Consider the following 17,975-nt stretch of genomic DNA (forward strand, 5'->3'; position numbering starts at 1 on the left):
AGCCCGCCATGAAACCCTACCTCTCCCTCATCACCCTGGCCGTCGCCGACCTCGAGCGCGCGCTGCGCTTCTACCGCGACGGCCTCGGCCTGCCCACCGAGGGCATCGTCGGCCAGGACATCGCGCACGGCGCCGTCGCGTTCTTCGACCTCCAGCCCGGCCTCAAGCTCGCGCTGTTCCCGCGCGAGAACCTGTGCCACGACGCCGGCATCCCGCCCGGGCCGCCCAGCCCATCGAGCCTGAGCCTGGCCCACAACGTGGGCTCGCGAGAGGCGGTGGGTGCCGTGATGCGCGAGGCCGAGGCCGCCGGCGCGCGCATCGTGAAGCCCGCCCAGGACACCTTCTGGGGCGGCCACGCGGGCTACTTCATGGACCCGGATGGCCACCTGTGGGAGGTGGCCTGGAACCCGGCCTGGCCACTGCCGGCGTGAGCGGCGCCGCTGGTCCATGATCGCGGTGTTTCCCCGCCCGAGGGCACCCCTCCATGACCCCCATCATCCACAGCCTGCTCGACACCGACCTGTACAAGTTCTCGATGTGGCAGGCCCTGCTGCATCGACACCCCACCACCCAGGCCCGCTACAGCTTCGTCTGCCGCAACACCAGCGCCTACCCGCTGGCCGAACTGGTGCCCGAGGTGGACCGCGAGCTGGACCACCTGTGCTCGCTGAGCTTCCAGCCCGACGAGCTCGCCTACCTGAGGGGCCTGCGCTACCTCACCTCCGACTTCGTCGACTTCCTGCGCATCTTCCGCTTCCAGCGCGAGTTCATCGAGGTGCGCGCTCAGGGCGATTCGCTGGACATCGTGGCCCGCGGCCCGCAGGTGCACGTCATGGCCTTCGAGATCTTCGTGCTGGCCATCGTCAACGAGCTGTACTTCCGCCGCTTCGACGCCACGGCCGCGCTGGCCGAAGGGCGCCGCCGCCTGGCCGGCAAGCTCGATCTGCTGCGCGATTTCGCGCGCGAACCCGAGCGCCGTCACCCCTTCGAACTGTCCGACTTCGGCGTGCGCCGCCGCTACAGCGGCGCCTGGCAGCGCGAGGTGGTGAGCACGCTGCGCGACGGGGCGCCGCGCTTCTTCAAGGGCACCTCCAACGTGCTGCTCGCCAAGGAGCTGGACCTGGCGCCCATCGGCACCATGGCGCACGAGTACCTGCAGACCTACCAGACCCTGGGCGTGCGCCTGCGCGACTTTCAGAAGGCCGCGCTGGAAGACTGGGTGCAGGAGTTCCGCGGCGACCTCGGCATCGCGCTCACCGACGTCATCACCATGGACGCCTTCCTGGCCGACTTCGACCTCTACTTCGCCAAGCTCTTCGACGGCCTGCGCCACGACTCGGGCGACCCCATCGAATGGGGCGAAAAGGCCCTGGCGCACTACGCGCGCCTGCGCATCGACCCGGCCACCAAGCGCCTGGTGTTCTCCGACGGCCTGGACCTGCGGCGCGCGCTGGCCATCTACCGCCACTTCGCCGACCGCGCGCAGATGGGCTTCGGCATCGGCACCCACCTCACCAACGACATGGGCCTGGAGCCGCTGAGCATCGTGATGAAGCTGCGCTCGGCCAATGGCCAGCCGGTGGCCAAGATCTCGGACACGCCGGGCAAGGCCCTGTGCGACGACGCCACCTTCCTGGCCTACCTGCGCCAGGTGTTCCAGGTGCCGGCCGGGGCGCCGGGCCTCAGCCCGGCGCGCCCTGGCGAATGAGGGCGCGCGCCGCCGCCTTCTCCAGCTCGGCGACGACGAACACCCCCAGCCCGGCCGAGCCCACCGCGACCCACTCGCGCGCGCCCAGGGCCGTGGTGCCGAACACCGCCTGCAGCGCTGGCAGGTAGACGAAGGCCATCTGCAGCAGCAGGCAGGCGCCCAGCGCCCAGGCCACCACCGGGTTGCCGCTCAGGCCGGCGCGGCCCAGCGCGGGCGCCAGCACGAAGCGGCTGTTGAGCAGGTAGAACATCTCGGTCACCACGATGGTGCTGACCGCCATCGTGCGCGCGGTCTCCAGCGCGGTGCCGCGCTCCAGCTCCCACAGGAACAGGCCGAGCGCCGCCGCCATCATGAGCACGGACACCATGAGCACGCGCCAGACGAAAAAGCGCGAGAGCAGCGGCTCGCCCGGCGCGCGCGGCGGGCGGCGCATGAGGTCGCCCTCGCCCGGCTCGAAGGCCAGGGCCAGCCCGAGCGTGCTGGACGTGACCATGTTGATCCACAGCACCTGCGCGGGCGTCATGGGCAGCGTGAGGCCGAACAGGATGGCGGCGATCACCACCAGCGCCTCGCCGCCGTTGGTGGGCAGCATGAACAGGATGAACTTGCGGATGTTGTCGTACACCGCGCGGCCTTCGCGCACCGCGGCGGCGATGGTGGCGAAGTTGTCGTCGGCCAGCACCACGTCGGCGGCCTCCTTGGCGGCTTCGGTGCCCTTGCGGCCCATGGCCACGCCGACGTCGGCGCGCTTGAGCGCGGGCGCGTCGTTCACGCCGTCGCCGGTCATGGCCACCACCTGCCCGTGGCGCTGCAAGGCGTTGACCAGCCGCAGCTTGTGCTCGGGGCTGGCGCGCGCGAACACGTCCACGTCCAGCGCCACGCGCTGCAGGGCCTCGTCGTCCATCAGCTCGATCTCCGCGCCCGTGATGGCCGGCTTGCCCGTGCCGATGGCGAGCTGCGCGCCGATCGCGCGCGCGGTCTCGCCGTGGTCGCCGGTGATCATCTTCACGCGGATGCCCGCCGCGTGGCAGTCGGCCACGGCGCGCACCGCCTCCTCGCGCGGCGGGTCGGCGATGCCCACCAGCGCGAGCAGCGTGTAGCCGGCGGCCACGTCCTCGAAGGCCAGGCCCGTGCCCGCCGGGGCCGCGCGCTTGCAGGCCAGCCCGAGCAGGCGCAGGCCGCGCGCGGCCATGTCGGTGGCCATGCGCCGCCAGGTGTCGACGTCGATCGCCCGTTCGCCCTCGGGGCCCCATTCGCGCGCGCTGATCTCGAGCAGCTTCTCGGGCGCGCCCTTCACGAAGATCCAGGGGCGGCCCTCGTCGTCGTGGTGCGCCGTGGCCATGAAGCGGTGCTGCGACTCGAAGGGAATGGCGTCGGCGCGCGGCCAGGCGGCCTGGGTGTGCCCGTGCAGCAGACCGGCCTTGTGGCCCAGCACCAGCAGGGCGCCTTCGGTGGGATCGCCCACCACCGTCCAGTGCCCGGCCTCGCCGGCCATGCGCGCGTCGTTGCACAGCACGCCCGCGCGCAGCGCCAGCGCCAGCGCCGGGTGGTGATCGGCGTCGATCGCGCGCTCGCCCACGCGGAACTCGCCCTCGGGCGCGTAGCCGGCGCCGCTCACGCGCACGTCCAGTCCCGCGCACACCACGCGCTGCACCGTCATTTCGTTGCGCGTGAGGGTGCCGGTCTTGTCCGAGCAGATGACGGTGACCGAGCCCAGCGCCTCCACCGCCGGCAGGTGGCGCACGATGGCCTGGCGGCGCGCCATGCGCTGCACGCCGAGCGCGAGCGTGATGGTCAGGATGGCGGGCAGGCCTTCGGGGATCGCCGAGGCCACCAGGGCCACGATCATCATGAACATGTCGGCCGCCGGGTGGCCGCGCAGCCATACGCCGATGGCGAAGGTGATCAGCGCCAGCGCCAGGATGGCCAGGGCGAGCGCGCGCCCGAAGCGGTCGATCTGGCGCAGCAGCGGCGTGGCGCCCGTGGCCACGCCGGCGAGCAGCTGGTCGATGCGGCCGATCTCGGTGTCGCGGCCGGTGGCCACCACCAGGCCGCTGGCCTGGCCGTAGCCCACCAGGGTGCCGGCATAGGCCATGCCCCGGCGGTCGCCCAGCGCCGCGTCGGCCGCCACGGCGCCGGTGTCCTTCGCCGCCGGCAGCGATTCGCCCGTGAGCGTGGATTCGTCGCAACGCAGTCCCTTGACCTGGATCAAGCGCAGGTCGGCCGGCACGCGGTCGCCCGAGGCCAGGAGCACCACGTCCCCGGGCACCAGCTCGGCCGCGTCGATGTCCTGCCGCAGGCCGTCGCGCAGCACCACCGCCCGCGGCGAGAGCATGGCGCGTATCGCCTCCAGGGCGGTCTCGGCCTTGCCTTCCTGGACAAAGCCGATGAAGGCGTTGATCAGCACGGCAACCAGCAGCACGCCCGTGTCCACCCAATGGCCCAGGAAGGCGGTGACCGCGGCCGCGCCCAGCATGACGTACAGCAGCACGTTGTGGAACTGCGCCAGCAGGCGTGCCCAGGGGCCGCGCCGGCGCGCGCCCTCCAGCCGGTTGGGGCCGTGGCGCGCCAGGCGTTCGGCCGCCTCGCGCGCGGACAGGCCCTCGCGCCGGGCCGACAGCCGCGCCAGCGCCGCCTCGGGCGTGCGGGCGTGCCAGTCGGGTGCCGCATGCGCCGGGGCCGTTCCATCTCGCCGATCCTTCATTGCCACCGCAGGTCCTCCTGCCGGCATGTTCGCCCGGTGCGCGCGGCGCCGCATCCCCAAAGGCGAGCGCCGCGCACAGTCTTTGCGCCGCCGCGCCGCCATTGCGTTATTGGTCGCGGCCATATCACGTATCCGTATTTCCGACTTGTCCCCGGCCGGGGTGGCTTCTAGTCTCCGTCGCCAATCGACACACAAGGCGGAGACAAGACATGAGCATCCCCATCCGGGCCGTGCCACTGGACGAGGGCACCGGCTACCAGCGCAAGCGCGTGTCCCACGATGGCCGGCTCACCGAGGTGGGCCGCGGCACGCCCATGGGCGAGTTGCTGCGCCGCTACTGGCACCCCGTGGGGCTGTCCTCGCACGCCACCGACACGCCGCGCGAGGTGCGCCTCCTCGGCGAGGACCTGGTGCTCTACCGCGACAAGAAAGGCCGCCCCGGCCTGCTGCACAACCGCTGCTGCCACCGGGGCACCACGCTCTACTACGGCCGCGTGGAGGAAGAAGGCATCCGCTGCTGCTACCACGGCTGGCTGTTCGACGCCGAAGGCCGCTGCCTGGACCAGCCCTGCGAGCCCGCAGGCGGCGCCGCGCACCGCGGCAAGGTGCGCCAGCCCTGGTACCCCGTGCAGGAGCGCTACGGCCTCATCTTTGCCTACATGGGGCCGCCCGAGCGAAAGCCCGTGCTGCCGCGCTACGACGCGCTGGAGGAGCTCGATCCGGGAGAGTTCATTGACGTGGACGACACCAGCATCGGCAGCGGCGGTGGCGCGGTCGCACCCTGCAACTGGTTGCAGCACTACGAGAACGTGATCGATCCGTTCCATGTGCCGATCCTGCACGGCAACTTCAGCGGCACGCAGTTCACGCCCACCATGAACCTCATGCCGCAGGTGAGGTTCGACCTCACCGAACGCGGCGTCAAGGTGTTCAGTACGCGCCAGCTCGACGGCGGCCAGGTGATGAAGCGCACCACCGAGGTGGTGCTGCCCACGCTGCGCGTGGTGCCCAACCCCTACGTGGGCAAGTACGGCAAGGTCGAGTCCATCGGCTGGACGGTGCCGATCGACGACACGCACTACCGCATCTACACCGCCGCGCGCGTGACGAAGAAGGGCGAGATCCTGCCGCGCGCGCCGGACGCCGCGACCCGCCCGCGCTGGGACCAGATGACACCCGAGCAGCGCCGCGACTTCCCCAACGACTGGGAGGCCCAGGTCGGCCAGGGCCCCATCACGCTGCACGGCGAGGAGCACCTGGCCACCACCGACCGTGGCATCGTCATGCTGCGCCGGCTGCTCGCGCGCCAGGTCGAGGCCGTCGAGCGCGGCGACGACCCTGTCGGCGTGCACTTCGACGAGGCATCGGCCTACGTCCGGCTCGAAGCGGGCCAGTACGTCGAGCCGGCCGAGCCGGCCAGGTGATCCCCGCGTTCCCGCCCCACCACAAGACACGACACGACAGGAGACAAGCCATGCAACGACGCCAACTCATGGGGGCCGTGCTCGCGGCGGCCACCGCCTGCGCCGGCCTCATCGGCGCGAGCGCCGCCCACGCGCAGGGGCCGGTCACCTTGCGCTATGCCACCTTCCTGCCCCCAGGCGGCCTGTTCACCAAGGACGACGGCGTCATGGGCCGCTGGGCCAAGTCGGTGGAGGAGGCCTCGGGCGGCGAGGTGAAGATCCAGATCCTGCCAGGCGGCACCCTGGGCGCGGCGGGCCGCAACCCCGGCGCGCAGCTCAAGCTCGTCACCGACGGCATCGCCGACATCGCCTTCGTCATCCCGTCCACCACGCCGGGGCGTTTTCCCGACGACAACCTCTTCGGCCTGCCCGTGAGCGATAGCGCGGCCGAGGGCTCGCTCACTTTTTGGAAGCTGCACGAGCAGGGCCTGATGCGCGGCTACGACGACAAGTCTTTCTACATCATTGGCCTGCTGGTGAACCCGCCCAACGTGCTGCACACCAAGGGCCCGGTGAAGAAGGTGGAGGATCTGCGCGGCCTGCGCCTGCAGGCCAGCGGCGCCGAGCAGCAGGAGCTGATCCGCGCCCTGGGCGCGACACCGGTGGGCACGGTGTCCGTGCGCGAGGCGGCCGAGGCCATCAGCCGCGGCGTGGTCGACGGCACGCCCAAGGACTGGCTGGCCCTGCATTCCTTTCGCATCGCCGACGCCACCGCGCACCATGTGAACATTCCCATGGGCGCCTCCACCATCATGTTCGCGCTCAACCGCGCCAAGTACGACAGCCTCTCGCCCAAGGCCCGCGCCGCCATCGACCGCTTCAGCGGCGAGCCCTTCGTGCGCATGGCCGGCAAGCTGTTCGACGAGTACACCGACGCCAAGCACAAGGAGACGGTGGACGACAAGAAGCGCCAGGTGATCACCCTGCCGCCCGAGGAGCGCGCGCGCTGGGACAAAGCCATGGGCACCGTGGTGCAGGACTGGCGCCAACGCGACGCCACCAACGAGCGCCTCTGGCAGGCCTTCACCAAGACCCGCGCGCAGGTGCGCGGCGAACTGGGCATGAAGTGATGGCCGCCGGGCGCGCGCCCGGCGCCGGCTCAGGCCGCCAGGGGGGCGGCGGCTTCGGCGGCGGCGGCGTGCGCCACCTGCCGGATTTCCTCGCGCAGCCAGCGCAGGCCCGGGTCCTGCTCGGTGCCCCGGTCCCAGTACAGACAGGAGCGGTAGCCCTCCAGGTGCACCGGCAGCGGCAGGGTCTGCAGCCGATCGCCGAACAGGCGGGCCAGCCGCGCGGGGAACACCGAGATCATGTCGCTGCGCGAGATCACGTCGGCCGCCTGATCGAAGCTGGGCATGGACAGGCGCACCAGGCAGTGGCGCCCGTGCCGCGCCACGCTGTCCTCCAGCACGCTCTCGATGTTGGGGTAACGGAAACCGAAGAACACATGTGGCCATTGGCAGAACGCTTCCAGCGGGTCTTCGCTGCCCGTGAACCCGGGGTGCCCCTTGCGCGTGACGAGCACGAAATGCTCCTCGAACAGCACGGCCGAGTTCAGGCCCGAGCGCATGCTCGGCTCGGGCGCGCAACCCAGGTCCACGTCGCCGCGGCGGATGCGCTCGAACAGCGTGTGAAACTGCGGCGGCTCCCAGGCGATGCGCACGCTCGCGTTGGTGGCGTGCAGCCGCGCCATCAGCGGCGCCAGGATCAGGCGGCTGCTGTAGTCGCTGCCCGCGATGCGGAAGATGCGGTCGGAACCCGTGGGGTCGAAGCTGTGGCCGTTCTCCAGCAGGCGGCCCATGCGCAGGAGCAGGTCGGCCACCGCATCGGCCATGGACAGCGCCAGCGGCGTGGGCGACACGCCATGGGGCGTGCGCTTGAACAGCGGGTCGCCAAAGGTGCGGCGCAGCTTGGCCAGCGAGCCGCTCACCGCCGGCTGGCTCAGGAACAGGCGCGCCGCCGCGCGCGACACGCTGCGCTCGCGCATCAGCGCGTCGAAGGTGCGCAGCATGCCGATGTCGAGGGCGCGCAGGTCGATGCGGGGGGGCTTGCTCATGCGGGCGCTGTCGTGTGGACCGTCGTGAGGGAGCGGCGATTCTGGACCGGGACCCCCATCGAAGGGCATAGGGCGTGACCCTGCCATCGCCCCACCACAGAACAGGAGACACCCCATGAACACCATCGACGCCGCGCTGCGCCGCTTCGCCTACCTGCTGGCGGCCGCCGGCCTGTGCCTGCTCTTTCTCAACGCCATCGCGACCGTGCTCGACGTGCTGGGCCGCACCCTGTTCGCCACGCCGATCGACCGGCTCAGCGACGTCTCGGGCCTGATCTACATCCTGGCCGCCGCCTGCTGCGTGCCCGCGGCCACCGCGCAGATGCGGCACATCACCATCAAGCCCTTCGAGGAGCGGCTCGCGCCGCGGCCCTACGCCGCCCTGGAGGGCCTGGCCGCGTTGCTGAAGCTGGCCGTGTGGGCGGTGCTGGCCTGGCAGCTCTGGGCCCACGCGGCCGAGATGGAGGCCACGCACCAGACCCTGTCGCAGCTGCGCGGCGTGCGGGTCGCGCCGTTCTGGACGTTCGTGGCGCTGGCCATGAGCTTCAACGCCCTGCTCGAAGCGCTCAACCTGCTGCGCTTCACCCGGGTCGCGCTCGGCGCGATGCCGCCCGACACCGCGGCGCCCGCCGAATCCGCCGAGCCCGCCAACATGCTTTGAGTCCAGGCCGCACACCATGTCCTCCACCACCATCATCCTGTTCGGCTTCGTCGGCCTGTTCGCGCTCATCCTCCTGCAGGTGCCCATCGGCGTGGCCATGATGGTCTCGGGCGCCGCGGGTTTCGCCGCGATCGTGGGCGTGCAGCCCGCGCTCTCGATGTTCGGCGGCGAAGTCGCGTCGTCCTTTGCCAGCGCCGACCTCGCGCTGATCCCCATCTTCCTGCTGATGGGCAACTTCGCCAGCGCGGCCGGCCTGTCCACCGACCTCTACCGCCTGGCCGACGCCTTCGTGGGCCATCGCCGCGGTGGCCTGGCCCTGGCCACCCTGGGCGGCTGCGCGGGCTTCGGCGCGCTGTGCGGCTCGTCGCTGGCCACCGTCGGCACCATGCACCGCGTGGCCTATCCCGAAATGCTGGCGCGCGGCTACCCGCCGCACTTCGCGGCCGGCACCATCGCCGTGGGCGGCACGCTGGGCATTCTGGTGCCGCCCTCCATCATCCTGGTGGTGTACTCGGTGCTGGCCGAAACCTTCGTCATCGACCTCTACATCGCCGCCCTGCTGCCCGCGCTGATGGCGGTGGCGTTTTACGGCGCGGCCGTGGTGCTGTACGGCATGACCCGCCGCGCCGCCATGCCGGCGGGGCCCCGCCTGAGCGGCGCCGAGCGGCTCGAGGCGGTGCGCCAGTCGCTGTTCGTCATCGCGCTCGCGGGCCTGGTCATCGGCGGCATCTACGCGGGCGTCTTCACCGCGCTGGAGGCGGCCTCGGTCGGCGCGGTGCTGTCCTTCGCCGCCTACCTGTGGCGGCGCGGCTGGCGGCGCGCCGAAGCCTTCAAGCTCATCGGCGACACCGCCTCCGTCACCGGCATGATCTACGTGATGGTGATCGGCGCTTCGGCGTTCAATTACTTCGTCACCGTCAGCGGCGTGGCCGACCTGTTCATGGCCGCCGTCAACGCCACCCACCTGCCGCCCTGGGGCGTGATCGCCCTCATCCTGGTGGTCTACATCGTGCTCGGAGCCTTCTTCGACGAAGTCGCCACCATGCTGATCACCCTGCCCTTCGTGCTGCCGCTGATCGTCTCCTGGGGGTACGACCCGCTGTGGTGGGGCATCGTCAACGTCACGGTCATCATGATCGGCCTGTTCTGCCCGCCCATTGGCCTGAACGTGATGGTGATGCACGGCCTGGTGCGCGACGTGCCCTTGCGCCGCATGTACCTGGGCGTGCTGCCCTTCCTGCTGGCCGATTTCCTGCGACTGGGCCTGCTGGTGGCCTTCCCGCTGATCGCCACCTGGTTGCCCGCGGCCCTGCGCTGAGCGCGCGCGGCGCGCCACAATCGCGCCGTCCCCGTTCTTCGACGCCGCCCCATGAGCCAGACCATCAACGGCCCCGATGGCCGCCCGCGCTGCCGCTGGTGCGCGGGCGCGCCCGAGTTCCTGCCCTACCACGACACCGAATGGGGCTTTCCGGTCGACGACGACCAGCGCCTGTTCGAGAAGCTCAGCCTGGAGGCGTTCCAGTCGGGCCTGAGTTGGCGCACCATCCTCGCCAAGCGCGAGAACTTTCGCGCCGCCTTCGAGGGCTTCGACTTCCACCGCGTGGCGCGCTTTGGCGAGCGCGACGTCGAACGCCTGCTGGCCGACCAGGGCATCGTGCGGCACCGCGGCAAGATCGAGGCGGTGGTTCACAACGCGCGCTGCGCGCAGGAGATGGTGAAGGCCGAGGGCTCGCTCGCCGCCTATTTCTGGCGCCACGAACCCGGGCCCGGCGAACGGGTGCCACCCCAGAGTGTCTCCACCTCGGCCACGTCCATCGCGCTGTCCAAGGACCTGAAGCAGCGCGGATGGAAGTTCGTCGGCCCGACCACCGTTTATGCCTTCCTGCAGGCCATGGGCCTGATCAACGACCACGCCGAAGGCTGCGTGGTGCGGGCCTCGGTGGACCGGGCGCGCCGCGCCTTCCGTCGCCCCGGCCGCTGAGTTCCACGTCGCGACACGCGACACCACGGGGTGTTCCAGCACGGAACACCCGGGCCTGGGGATTGCCCGAGGGTGCGCCCGCGCGGCGCCGGCGCGAACATGTCCATTCGCCCAGGAGAACCCCATGAGCGCCGCCGGCCCGTTTCCCTGGCGCCCAGCCCCGCAGTGCGCCGCACGGAGGTGAATACCATGAGCACCGAGACCGAATCCCTCGCCCGCGGCGCCAGCCAGCCGCCGCTGCGCGAAGACACCATTGGCGCCGCGCTGGACGCCACCGCGCGCGAGCACGCGAACCGCGAGGCGCTGGTGATTCCCCAGGAAGGCGTGCGCTGGACCTGGGCCGAGTTGCGCGAGCGCGCCGATGAATGGGCCGCCGGCCTGCTGTCCCTGGGCCTGCAGCCGGGCGACCGCGTGGGCATCTGGGCGCCCAACTGCAGCGCCTGGGCGCTCACGCAGTTCGCCACCGCGCGCGCCGGGCTCATCCTGGTCAACATCAACCCGGCCTACCGTGCCAGCGAACTGGCCTACGCGCTGCACAAGGTGGGCTGCCGTGCCCTGGTGCTGGCGCCCGCGATCAAGAGCAGCGACTGCCTGGCCATCCTGCGCGGCGTCGCGCCCGAGCTCGACCGCTGCGCGCCCGGCCAGCTGCAGGCCGCCGCGCTGCCCGAGCTGCGCTGGGTGATCCGCCTGGGCGAGGCGCGCACGCCCGGCATGCTCAACTTCGCCGACGTGGGCGCGCGCGCCACGCCCGCGCTGCGCGAACGCCTGGCCGCCATCGGCCCGCGCCTGAAGGCGCGCGACCCGATCAACATCCAGTTCACCTCCGGCACCACGGGCCACCCCAAGGGCGCCACGCTCACGCACCGCAACATCCTCAACAACGGCTACTTCGTGGGCGAGGCCATCCGCCTGCAGGCGGCCGATCGGCTGTGCATTCCCGTGCCGCTGTACCACTGCTTCGGCATGGTCATGGGCAACCTGGCCTGCGTCACGCACGGCAGCACCATGGTCTACCCGAGCGAGTCCTTCGACCCGCAGGCGGTGCTGCGCACCGTGCAGGCCGAGCGATGCACGGTGCTCTATGGCGTGCCCACCATGTTCATCGCCGTGCTCGACCACCCGGACTTCGCCGGCACCGACCTGGGCACGCTGCGCACCGGCATCATGGCCGGCTCGCCCTGCCCCATCGAGGTGATGAAGCGCGTGCAGAGCCAGATGCACATGGGCGAGGTGACCATCGCCTACGGCATGACCGAGACCTCGCCGGTGTCCACGCAAAGCGCGGTGGACGACCCGTTGGAGCGGCGGGTGTCCACTGTGGGCCGCGTGCAGCCGCACCTGGAGATCAAGATCGTCGACACCGAGGGCCGCACCGTGCCGCGCGGCGCCGTGGGCGAGTTCTGCACGCGCGGCTACTCGGTGATGCAGGGCTACTGGGGCGACGCGGAGAAGACCGCCGAGGCCATCGACAGCGAGGGCTGGATGCACACCGGCGACCTGGCGACCATGGACGAGGCGGGCTTCGTCAACATCGTGGGCCGCCTCAAGGACATGGTGATCCGTGGCGGCGAGAACGTGTACCCGCGCGAGGTGGAGGAGTTCTACTACCGCCACCCCAAGGTGCAGGACGTGCAGGTGGTCGGCGTGCCCGACCCCAGGTACGGCGAGGTGCTGTGCGCCTGCGTGGTGCTCAAGCCCGGCCAGCAGGCCAGCGCCGACGAGCTGCGCGCGTTCGCGCAGGGTCAGATCGCGCACTACAAGGTGCCGGCGTACATCGAGTTCGTCGACGCCCTGCCCATGACCATCACCGGCAAGATCCAGAAGTTCGTGCTGCGCGAGCAGATGGCGAAGAAGCTGGGCCTGACAGCGGCGGCCACCGCCTGAACGGACCCCGCGCGCGGCGCCGCAGACCACCGACCGGCGCCGCTGACCCGGCGGCGCGGTGGCCTCAGCCCGCGCGGCCCGGCGGCTCGCGGTAAGCCTCGGCGATCAGGTCCGTCAGCAGGCGCGTGGCCTCGGCCAGGTCCGCGCGGTGCACGATGCCGATGTCGCGGTGGAAGGTGTGCGCGCCCAGGTCCAGCGCCCGCACGCCGGCCGGCCAGCGGCGCCGGTCGGTGGTCTGCGGCACCAGGGTCGCGCCCAGGCCCGCCGCCACCAGCCGCACGATGGCCTCCTGTTCGTCGAGTTCGCACACCTCCCGCACCGCCAGGCCCTGGGCGCGCAGGAAACGGTCCACCTGCCGGCCGCCGAAGGAGCTGCGGTCGTAGCGGATGAAGGGCAGGCCCGCGATCAGCGCGCGCCAGTCGCCCGGCGGCGCGGCGCGTGGCACCAGCAGGCGGAAGGGCTCGCGCGCCAGCGGCGTCCAGCGCAGGTCGCTGTGCAGCGCGAAGGGCGGGCGGATGATGAGCGCCGCGTCGAGATCGCCGGCGTCCACCGCGTTGAGCAGCGCGGTCGACACGCCGGGCACCACGCGCGTGCGGCTGCCCGGCAGCTGGCGGTGGAACTTCACCAGGGCCTGCGGCAGCACGGCCTGCTGCACCGAAGCGATGGCGCCCAGCGCCACGAACACCGCCGGCGCCTGGGTGCGCTGGCGCGAGCCCAGCTGGCCGTAGAGCTGGATCAGGGCCTGCGCCTGCGCCAGCGTCTGCCGTCCGCGCCGGTTCAGCCGCGCCGCGCGGCCGGTGCGGTCGAACAGGGTGAAGCCCAGTTCCTCCTCCAGCCGCTTCATCTGCGCGCTCACGGCCGCCTGCGTCAGGCCGATCTGCTGGCCGGCGGCGGCGAAGGTGCCCTCGCGGGCCACGGCAACGAAGGTCTTGAGTTCGCGAATCATGCACAAAGAATACTTGTGCTCGGTGCAAAAAACGATTGATTCTCTTTTGGCTCGGCAGGGCCTAGCATCGCGGCTTTCCATCCCACCCACGAGACCGTCGATGAACACCGCCACCGCCGCCCCCGCTCCCACCATGCGCGCGCCCAGCACCAACCCCGCGCCGATGTCGCCCTTCCACCTCGCCTTCCCGGTGCACGACCTGGCCGCCGCGCGCCGCTTCTACGGCGACATGCTGGGCTGCCCCGAGGGCCGCAGCTCGCCCGAGTGGATCGACTTCAACTTCTACGGCCACCAGATCGTGGCCCACCTCGCGCCCGAGGCCTGCGGTGGCGCGGCGGTGAACGCGGTCGATGGCCACGGCGTGCCGGTGCGCCACTTCGGCATCGTGCTGCCCCTGGCCGACTGGGAGGCCATGGCCGAGCGCCTGAAAAGCCTGGGCACGACCTTCGTGATCGAGCCCTACATCCGCTTCAAGGGCCAGCCCGGCGAGCAGGCCACCATGTTCTTTCTCGACCCCTCGGGCAACGCCATCGAGGTGAAGGCCTTCGGCGACATCAACAAACTGTTCGCCAAGTGAACGTCAGCCGCTTCGAGCCCGTGCGGCCCGAGCACGCCAGCCGCCTCATCAACCACGGCCCCACCGTGCTGGTGACCAGCGCGCACGGCGGGCGGCGCAATGTGATGGCGGCGGCCTGGTCGATGCCCGTGGAATTCACGCCGCCGCGCGTCGCGGTGGTGATCGACAAAAGCACCTTCACGCGCGAGCTTGCGCAGGCCGGCGGCGGCTTCGGCCTGTGCCTGCCGGGCCTCGCGCTCGCGGACCTCACCTACAGCGTCGGCCAGCACAGCGGGCGCGAGGGCGACAAGTTCGCGCGCTACGGCATCGGCACCCTCACCGGTCCCGTGCTCGGCATGCCCCTCATCGAGCACGGCTGCGCGGCCTGGCTCGAATGCCGCCTGATCCCCGAGCGGCACACCGAGGACGCCTACGACACCTGCTTTGCCGAGGTGGTGGCCGCCGCGGCCGACCCGCGCATCTTCGCCAAGGGGCGCTGGCTGTTCGACGAGCGCAACGCCGAACTGCAGACCATCCACCACCTGGGCGCGGGCCTCTTCGTGCGCTCGGGCGGCACGGTGCAGGCCCGGGCGCTGTAAGCCCCGCGCCAAGACCCCCCGTTCTCGTCGGACGCCGCGTGTCCTGCACGCGGTGCTTGCATTCGGCCAGCAATGCAAGTAGATTTGCGCAATCGATGGACTTGCAAATTTCAAGTGCATCGTCTTGGTGCATCAGGAACTCCCCGTTTTGATGCGCGTTCCACCCCTTCCCGAGGATTCCCGCATGAAGACCCATCGCCGAGTTCTGCTCGCGGCCGCCCTGTGCGCCGCCTTGGGCGGCACCACCGCCCTCGCCCAGGCCCAGACCCTCGTGGTCGCCACCGACACCGCCTTCGTGCCCTTCGAGTTCAAACAGGGCGACAAGTACGTGGGCTTCGACATCGATCTGTGGGACGCCGTGGCCAAGGAGCTGGGCCTGAGCTACCGCCTCCAGCCCATGGACTTCAACGGCATCCTGCCCGCGCTGCAGACCAAGAACGTGGACGTGGCGCTCGCGGGCATCACCATCAAGGACGAGCGCAAGAAGGTCATCGACTTCTCCGACGGCTACTACGACAGCGGCTTCATGATCATGGTGCCGGCCGACAGCCAGGTGAAGGGCGCGCCGGACCTCAAGGGCAAGAGCCTGGCCATCAAGACCGGCACCTCGGCCGCCGACTACGCCAAGGCCAATTTCCAGGGCACCGAGCTGCGCCAGTTCCCCAACATCGACAACGCTTACCTCGAGCTCATGACCGGCCGCGTGGACGCCGCCATGCACGACACGCCCAACGTGCTGTACTTCGCCAACACGGCGGGCAAGGGCAAGGTCAAGGTGGTGGGCACGCAGATGATGGCCCACCAGTACGGCATCGGCTTTCCCAAGGGCAGCCCGCTGGTGCCCAAGGTGAACGGCGCGCTGGCCAAGATCAAGGCCGATGGCCGCTACAACGCCATCTACAAGAAGTGGTTCGGCACCGAGCCGCCCAAGCCCTGATCGCCCGGGCACGCGCACCTCACGCCAGAGCTTCACCATGGATTTCGACGTCTCGGTGATCGTCAACGCCCTGCCGGCGCTGCTGCAGGGCGCCAAGCTCACGGTGCTCATCACCGTGGCGGGCCTGCTGGGCGGCACCGTGGTGGGGCTGGTCTTCGGCCTCATGCGGGCCTACGGCAACCGACTGCTCAACACCCTGGGCTTCCTCTACATCGAACTGGTCCGCGGCACGCCCATCGTGGTGCAGGTCATGTTCATCTACTTCGCGCTGCCGGTGCTCGCCGACATCCGCGTCGACCCGATGACGGCGGCGATCACCTCGATCGTCGTCAACTCGGGCGCCTACATCGCCGAGATCGTGCGCGGCGCCTTCCTGTCGGTGCCCAAGGGCCTGCGCGAGGCCGGGCTGGCGCTGGGCCTGCCCTCGTGGCGCGTGCTGGCCTTCGTCATCGGCCCGGTGGCCTTTCGCCGCATGACGCCGCCGCTGGGCAACCAGTTCATCGTCAGCCTGAAGGACACCTCGCTGTTCATCGTCATCGGCGTGGGCGAGCTCACGCGCCAGGGCCAGGAGATCATGGCCGCCAACTTCCGCGCGGTGGAGATCTGGAGCGCCGTGGCCCTCATTTACCTGTGCCTGATCGGCGCGCTCACCTTCGCGCTGCGCACGGTCGAGAAACGGATGCGCATCCTATGAAGATGGTCGAGTTCCAGAAGGTCAGCAAACGCTTCGGCGCCACCGTGGTGCTCGACGGCGTCGACCTCAGCATCGGCCAGGGCGAGGTGGTGGTGCTCATCGGCCCCTCGGGTTCGGGCAAGTCCACGCTGCTGCGATGCATCAACGCGCTGGAGACCATCGACGGCGGCGACCTGATCGTCGACGGCCGCAGCGTGCGCGGCGGCCCGTCCACCGTGCGCGAGATCCGCCAGGAAGCCGGCATGGTGTTCCAGCAGTTCAACCTGTTTCCGCAGATGACCGCGCTGCAGAACGTGGCCTTCGGCCCGCGCCAGGTGCGTGGCACGCCGCGCGCGCAGGCCGAACAGGAGGCCCAGGCCCTGCTGAAGAAGGTGGGCCTGGCCGAGCGCCAGCACCACTACCCGAGCGAACTCTCGGGCGGCCAGCAGCAGCGCGTGGCCATCGCGCGCGCGCTCGCGGTCAAGCCCAAGCTCATGCTGTTCGACGAACCCACCTCCGCGCTCGACCCCGAGCTGCGCCAGGAGGTGCTGCGCGTGATGCAGTCCCTGGCCGAAGAGGGCATGACCATGATCGTCGTCACGCACGAGATCGCCTTCGCGCGCAAGGTCGGCACGCGCCTCATCTTCATGGAGCACGGCCACATCGCCGTCGACGGCCCGCCGGTCGAACTGATCGACCAACCCAGCAACCCCCGGCTGCGCGAATTCCTGCAGCACGTCGAATAGCGGACCGCATGCTCGCTCATCTGCAACTCGAAGGCTCCCCGTTCGAGGTGGGCCAGGCCCTGGGCCGCTTCGGCGCGGCCGCCCTGCACCGCTACGCGCAGGCATCGCCCGCGTGGGCCACGGTCATGCGCTGGCGCGGCCATCCGCGCGTGGCCGCCATGGCCGCGCTGGTGCGCGCCCACCACCCTGCCATCTGGCAGGAGCTGCAGGGACTGGCCGATGGCCTGGGCCTGCCCGCCGACGAGGTGTTCCTGTGGAACTGCCGCGGCGACCTCTGGGCCATGGCGCCCGACGGCTGCACCACCGTGCAGCTGCCCCCCGCCGCGCCCGGCGCCGCGCCCGTGGTGGCCCACAACGAAGACGGCGACCCGGCCTTCCAGGGCCACTGCGCCATCGCGCAGGTTGCGGTCCGCGGCGGCGCGCGCTTCGCCTCGTTCGTCTACCCGGGCTCGCTGCCGGGCCACACCTTCGCGGCCACGGCTGGTGGGCTGGTGATGACGGTGAACAACCTGCGCGCGCTGGAGGCGGGCACCGGCCTGCCGCGCATGGTGCTGACCCGTGCGCTGCTGGACGCGCCCGGCGTGGAGGCGGCGCTGGATGGCCTGCGCGCCGCGCCGCGCGCGGGCGGCTTTCACCTCACGCTGGCGCAGGCCGGGCGGCCCGGCATCGTCAGCGTGGAGTTCAACGACGCCCTGGTCTCGGTGCAGGCCGTGCAGCGGCCGGCGGTGCACGCCAATCACATGGTGCATGCGGCCATGGCGCACCGCCCGCAGATCGTCACCGGTTCGTCCGGCCACCGCCAGTTGCGCGGCGACGAGCTGCTGCGCCAGCAAGGAGCCGAAGCCATCGACCCGCTCGACATCCTGTTCGACGCCGAGGACCCGCGCTACCCGATCTACCGCGACCGGGCCGACGACAGCGACCACGAAAACACCATGGCCACCGCGAGCTTCACGCTCGGGCCCACGCAGGTGGACTGGGAGGTGCGCACGGGCGGCCACCGCGAAACCTCGTTTAGGATGCGCGACGCCCTTCGCCTGTAGCCTCTCACCGCGCCGTCCCCA

Annotated in this window: 17 protein-coding genes; 14 read left to right on the forward strand and 3 right to left on the reverse strand. The window is 70.9% G+C overall.

Translation table 11 applies throughout. The features are described from left to right. Positions 1-8 precede the first annotated feature (8 nt). Together DY262_RS11880 and pncB are read left to right on the forward strand one after the other, a co-directional pair. On the forward strand, positions 9-431 hold the full coding sequence (locus DY262_RS11880; protein WP_116959111.1) for a VOC family protein: 423 nt from the start codon (positions 9-11) through the stop codon (positions 429-431). A gap of 53 nt (positions 432-484) precedes the next feature. After that, on the forward strand, positions 485-1,708 hold the full coding sequence (pncB, locus tag DY262_RS11885; protein ID WP_116959113.1) for a nicotinate phosphoribosyltransferase: 1,224 nt from the start codon (positions 485-487) through the stop codon (positions 1,706-1,708). On the opposite strand, the gene DY262_RS11890 is transcribed toward pncB, so the two are convergent. Then, positions 1,683-4,412: a cation-transporting P-type ATPase gene (locus tag DY262_RS11890; protein WP_116959115.1), complete on the reverse strand. Its 2,730-nt coding sequence runs from the start codon at positions 4,410-4,412 to the stop codon at positions 1,683-1,685. The genes pncB and DY262_RS11890 overlap by 26 nt on opposite strands. A gap of 209 nt (positions 4,413-4,621) precedes the next feature. On the opposite strand from DY262_RS11890, the gene DY262_RS11895 reads away from it, so the two are divergent. Next, on the forward strand, positions 4,622-5,836 hold the full coding sequence (locus tag DY262_RS11895; RefSeq protein ID WP_116959117.1) for an aromatic ring-hydroxylating dioxygenase subunit alpha: 1,215 nt from the start codon (positions 4,622-4,624) through the stop codon (positions 5,834-5,836). Positions 5,837-5,886: 50 nt separating this feature from the next. Beyond that, positions 5,887-6,945: a TRAP transporter substrate-binding protein gene (locus DY262_RS11900; RefSeq protein ID WP_116959119.1), complete on the forward strand. Its 1,059-nt coding sequence runs from the start codon at positions 5,887-5,889 to the stop codon at positions 6,943-6,945. Between the two features lie 29 nt (positions 6,946-6,974). Here DY262_RS11900 and DY262_RS11905 read toward each other — a convergent pair whose 3' ends face one another. Further along, positions 6,975-7,928: a LysR family transcriptional regulator gene (locus DY262_RS11905; protein ID WP_181936483.1), complete on the reverse strand. Its 954-nt coding sequence runs from the start codon at positions 7,926-7,928 to the stop codon at positions 6,975-6,977. 115 nt (positions 7,929-8,043) lie between these two features. Between DY262_RS11905 and DY262_RS11910 the strand changes: the two genes are divergently transcribed. From DY262_RS11910 to DY262_RS11925, 4 genes are all read left to right on the forward strand, one after another. Then, on the forward strand, positions 8,044-8,589 hold the full coding sequence (locus DY262_RS11910; protein ID WP_116959123.1) for a TRAP transporter small permease subunit: 546 nt from the start codon (positions 8,044-8,046) through the stop codon (positions 8,587-8,589). A 16-nt stretch (positions 8,590-8,605) separates the two neighbouring features. Next, a complete protein-coding gene (locus DY262_RS11915) occupies positions 8,606-9,907 on the forward strand; it encodes a TRAP transporter large permease (protein WP_116959125.1) in 1,302 nt (433 codons plus the stop codon). Between the two features lie 51 nt (positions 9,908-9,958). Continuing rightward, positions 9,959-10,570 (forward strand): DNA-3-methyladenine glycosylase I, encoded by a 612-nt coding sequence (locus tag DY262_RS11920; protein ID WP_116959127.1) that lies wholly within the window; start codon positions 9,959-9,961, stop codon positions 10,568-10,570. A gap of 189 nt (positions 10,571-10,759) precedes the next feature. Continuing rightward, positions 10,760-12,454, forward strand: a complete 1,695-nt coding sequence (locus DY262_RS11925) for an AMP-binding protein (protein WP_116959129.1) — start codon at positions 10,760-10,762, stop codon at positions 12,452-12,454. A gap of 64 nt (positions 12,455-12,518) precedes the next feature. Here the strand turns inward: DY262_RS11925 and DY262_RS11930 are convergent, their stop codons facing one another. Then, positions 12,519-13,400, reverse strand: a complete 882-nt coding sequence (locus DY262_RS11930; RefSeq protein WP_116959132.1) for a LysR family transcriptional regulator — start codon at positions 13,398-13,400, stop codon at positions 12,519-12,521. A gap of 133 nt (positions 13,401-13,533) precedes the next feature. Here DY262_RS11930 and DY262_RS11935 point away from each other — a divergent pair, with 133 nt between their 5' ends. The 6 genes from DY262_RS11935 (at position 13,534) to DY262_RS11960 (ending at position 17,954) form a co-directional block, all read left to right on the forward strand. Next, positions 13,534-13,977, forward strand: coding sequence for a VOC family protein (locus tag DY262_RS11935; protein WP_070399851.1), 444 nt, complete (start codon positions 13,534-13,536; stop codon positions 13,975-13,977). Further along, positions 13,974-14,555 carry a flavin reductase family protein gene (locus tag DY262_RS11940; protein ID WP_116959134.1) on the forward strand — a complete coding sequence of 194 codons (582 nt, stop codon included), beginning with the start codon at positions 13,974-13,976 and terminating at the stop codon, positions 14,553-14,555. The genes DY262_RS11935 and DY262_RS11940 overlap by 4 nt, the downstream gene beginning before the upstream one ends. 184 nt (positions 14,556-14,739) lie before the next feature. Continuing rightward, positions 14,740-15,492 carry a glutamine ABC transporter substrate-binding protein GlnH gene (gene glnH / locus DY262_RS11945; protein ID WP_116959136.1) on the forward strand — a complete coding sequence of 251 codons (753 nt, stop codon included), beginning with the start codon at positions 14,740-14,742 and terminating at the stop codon, positions 15,490-15,492. A gap of 37 nt (positions 15,493-15,529) precedes the next feature. Continuing rightward, positions 15,530-16,186, forward strand: coding sequence for a glutamine ABC transporter permease GlnP (gene glnP / locus DY262_RS11950; protein ID WP_116959138.1), 657 nt, complete (start codon positions 15,530-15,532; stop codon positions 16,184-16,186). Then, positions 16,183-16,911, forward strand: coding sequence for a glutamine ABC transporter ATP-binding protein GlnQ (gene glnQ, locus DY262_RS11955; RefSeq protein WP_116959140.1), 729 nt, complete (start codon positions 16,183-16,185; stop codon positions 16,909-16,911). The genes glnP and glnQ overlap by 4 nt, the downstream gene beginning before the upstream one ends. Positions 16,912-16,919: 8 nt before the next feature. Beyond that, on the forward strand, positions 16,920-17,954 hold the full coding sequence (locus tag DY262_RS11960) for a C45 family autoproteolytic acyltransferase/hydrolase (protein WP_116959142.1): 1,035 nt from the start codon (positions 16,920-16,922) through the stop codon (positions 17,952-17,954). Positions 17,955-17,975: the final 21 nt, after the last annotated feature.

Origin of the sequence: Hydrogenophaga borbori (assembly GCF_003417535.1) — a bacterium.
GTDB lineage: Bacteria > Pseudomonadota > Gammaproteobacteria > Burkholderiales > Burkholderiaceae_C > Hydrogenophaga > Hydrogenophaga borbori.

Excerpts from the sequence above, each read along its gene's own strand:
- DY262_RS11960 (WP_116959142.1), top strand. The coding sequence starts at position 16,920 with ATGCTCGCTCATCTGCAACTCGAAGGCTCCCCGTTCGAGGTGGGCCAG.
- DY262_RS11935 (WP_070399851.1), top strand. The coding sequence starts at position 13,534 with ATGCGCGCGCCCAGCACCAACCCCGCGCCGATGTCGCCCTTCCACCTC.
- DY262_RS11900 (WP_116959119.1), top strand. The coding sequence starts at position 5,887 with ATGCAACGACGCCAACTCATGGGGGCCGTGCTCGCGGCGGCCACCGCC.
- glnP (WP_116959138.1), top strand. The coding sequence starts at position 15,530 with ATGGATTTCGACGTCTCGGTGATCGTCAACGCCCTGCCGGCGCTGCTG.
- DY262_RS11905 (WP_181936483.1), bottom strand. The coding sequence starts at position 7,928 with ATGAGCAAGCCCCCCCGCATCGACCTGCGCGCCCTCGACATCGGCATG.
- glnH (WP_116959136.1), top strand. The coding sequence starts at position 14,740 with ATGAAGACCCATCGCCGAGTTCTGCTCGCGGCCGCCCTGTGCGCCGCC.
- DY262_RS11895 (WP_116959117.1), top strand. The coding sequence starts at position 4,622 with ATGAGCATCCCCATCCGGGCCGTGCCACTGGACGAGGGCACCGGCTAC.
- pncB (WP_116959113.1), top strand. The coding sequence starts at position 485 with ATGACCCCCATCATCCACAGCCTGCTCGACACCGACCTGTACAAGTTC.
- DY262_RS11930 (WP_116959132.1), bottom strand. The coding sequence starts at position 13,400 with ATGATTCGCGAACTCAAGACCTTCGTTGCCGTGGCCCGCGAGGGCACC.
- DY262_RS11920 (WP_116959127.1), top strand. The coding sequence starts at position 9,959 with ATGAGCCAGACCATCAACGGCCCCGATGGCCGCCCGCGCTGCCGCTGG.
- DY262_RS11925 (WP_116959129.1), top strand. The coding sequence starts at position 10,760 with ATGAGCACCGAGACCGAATCCCTCGCCCGCGGCGCCAGCCAGCCGCCG.
- DY262_RS11915 (WP_116959125.1), top strand. The coding sequence starts at position 8,606 with ATGTCCTCCACCACCATCATCCTGTTCGGCTTCGTCGGCCTGTTCGCG.
- DY262_RS11880 (WP_116959111.1), top strand. The coding sequence starts at position 9 with ATGAAACCCTACCTCTCCCTCATCACCCTGGCCGTCGCCGACCTCGAG.
- DY262_RS11910 (WP_116959123.1), top strand. The coding sequence starts at position 8,044 with ATGAACACCATCGACGCCGCGCTGCGCCGCTTCGCCTACCTGCTGGCG.
- DY262_RS11890 (WP_116959115.1), bottom strand. The coding sequence starts at position 4,412 with ATGAAGGATCGGCGAGATGGAACGGCCCCGGCGCATGCGGCACCCGAC.
- glnQ (WP_116959140.1), top strand. The coding sequence starts at position 16,183 with ATGAAGATGGTCGAGTTCCAGAAGGTCAGCAAACGCTTCGGCGCCACC.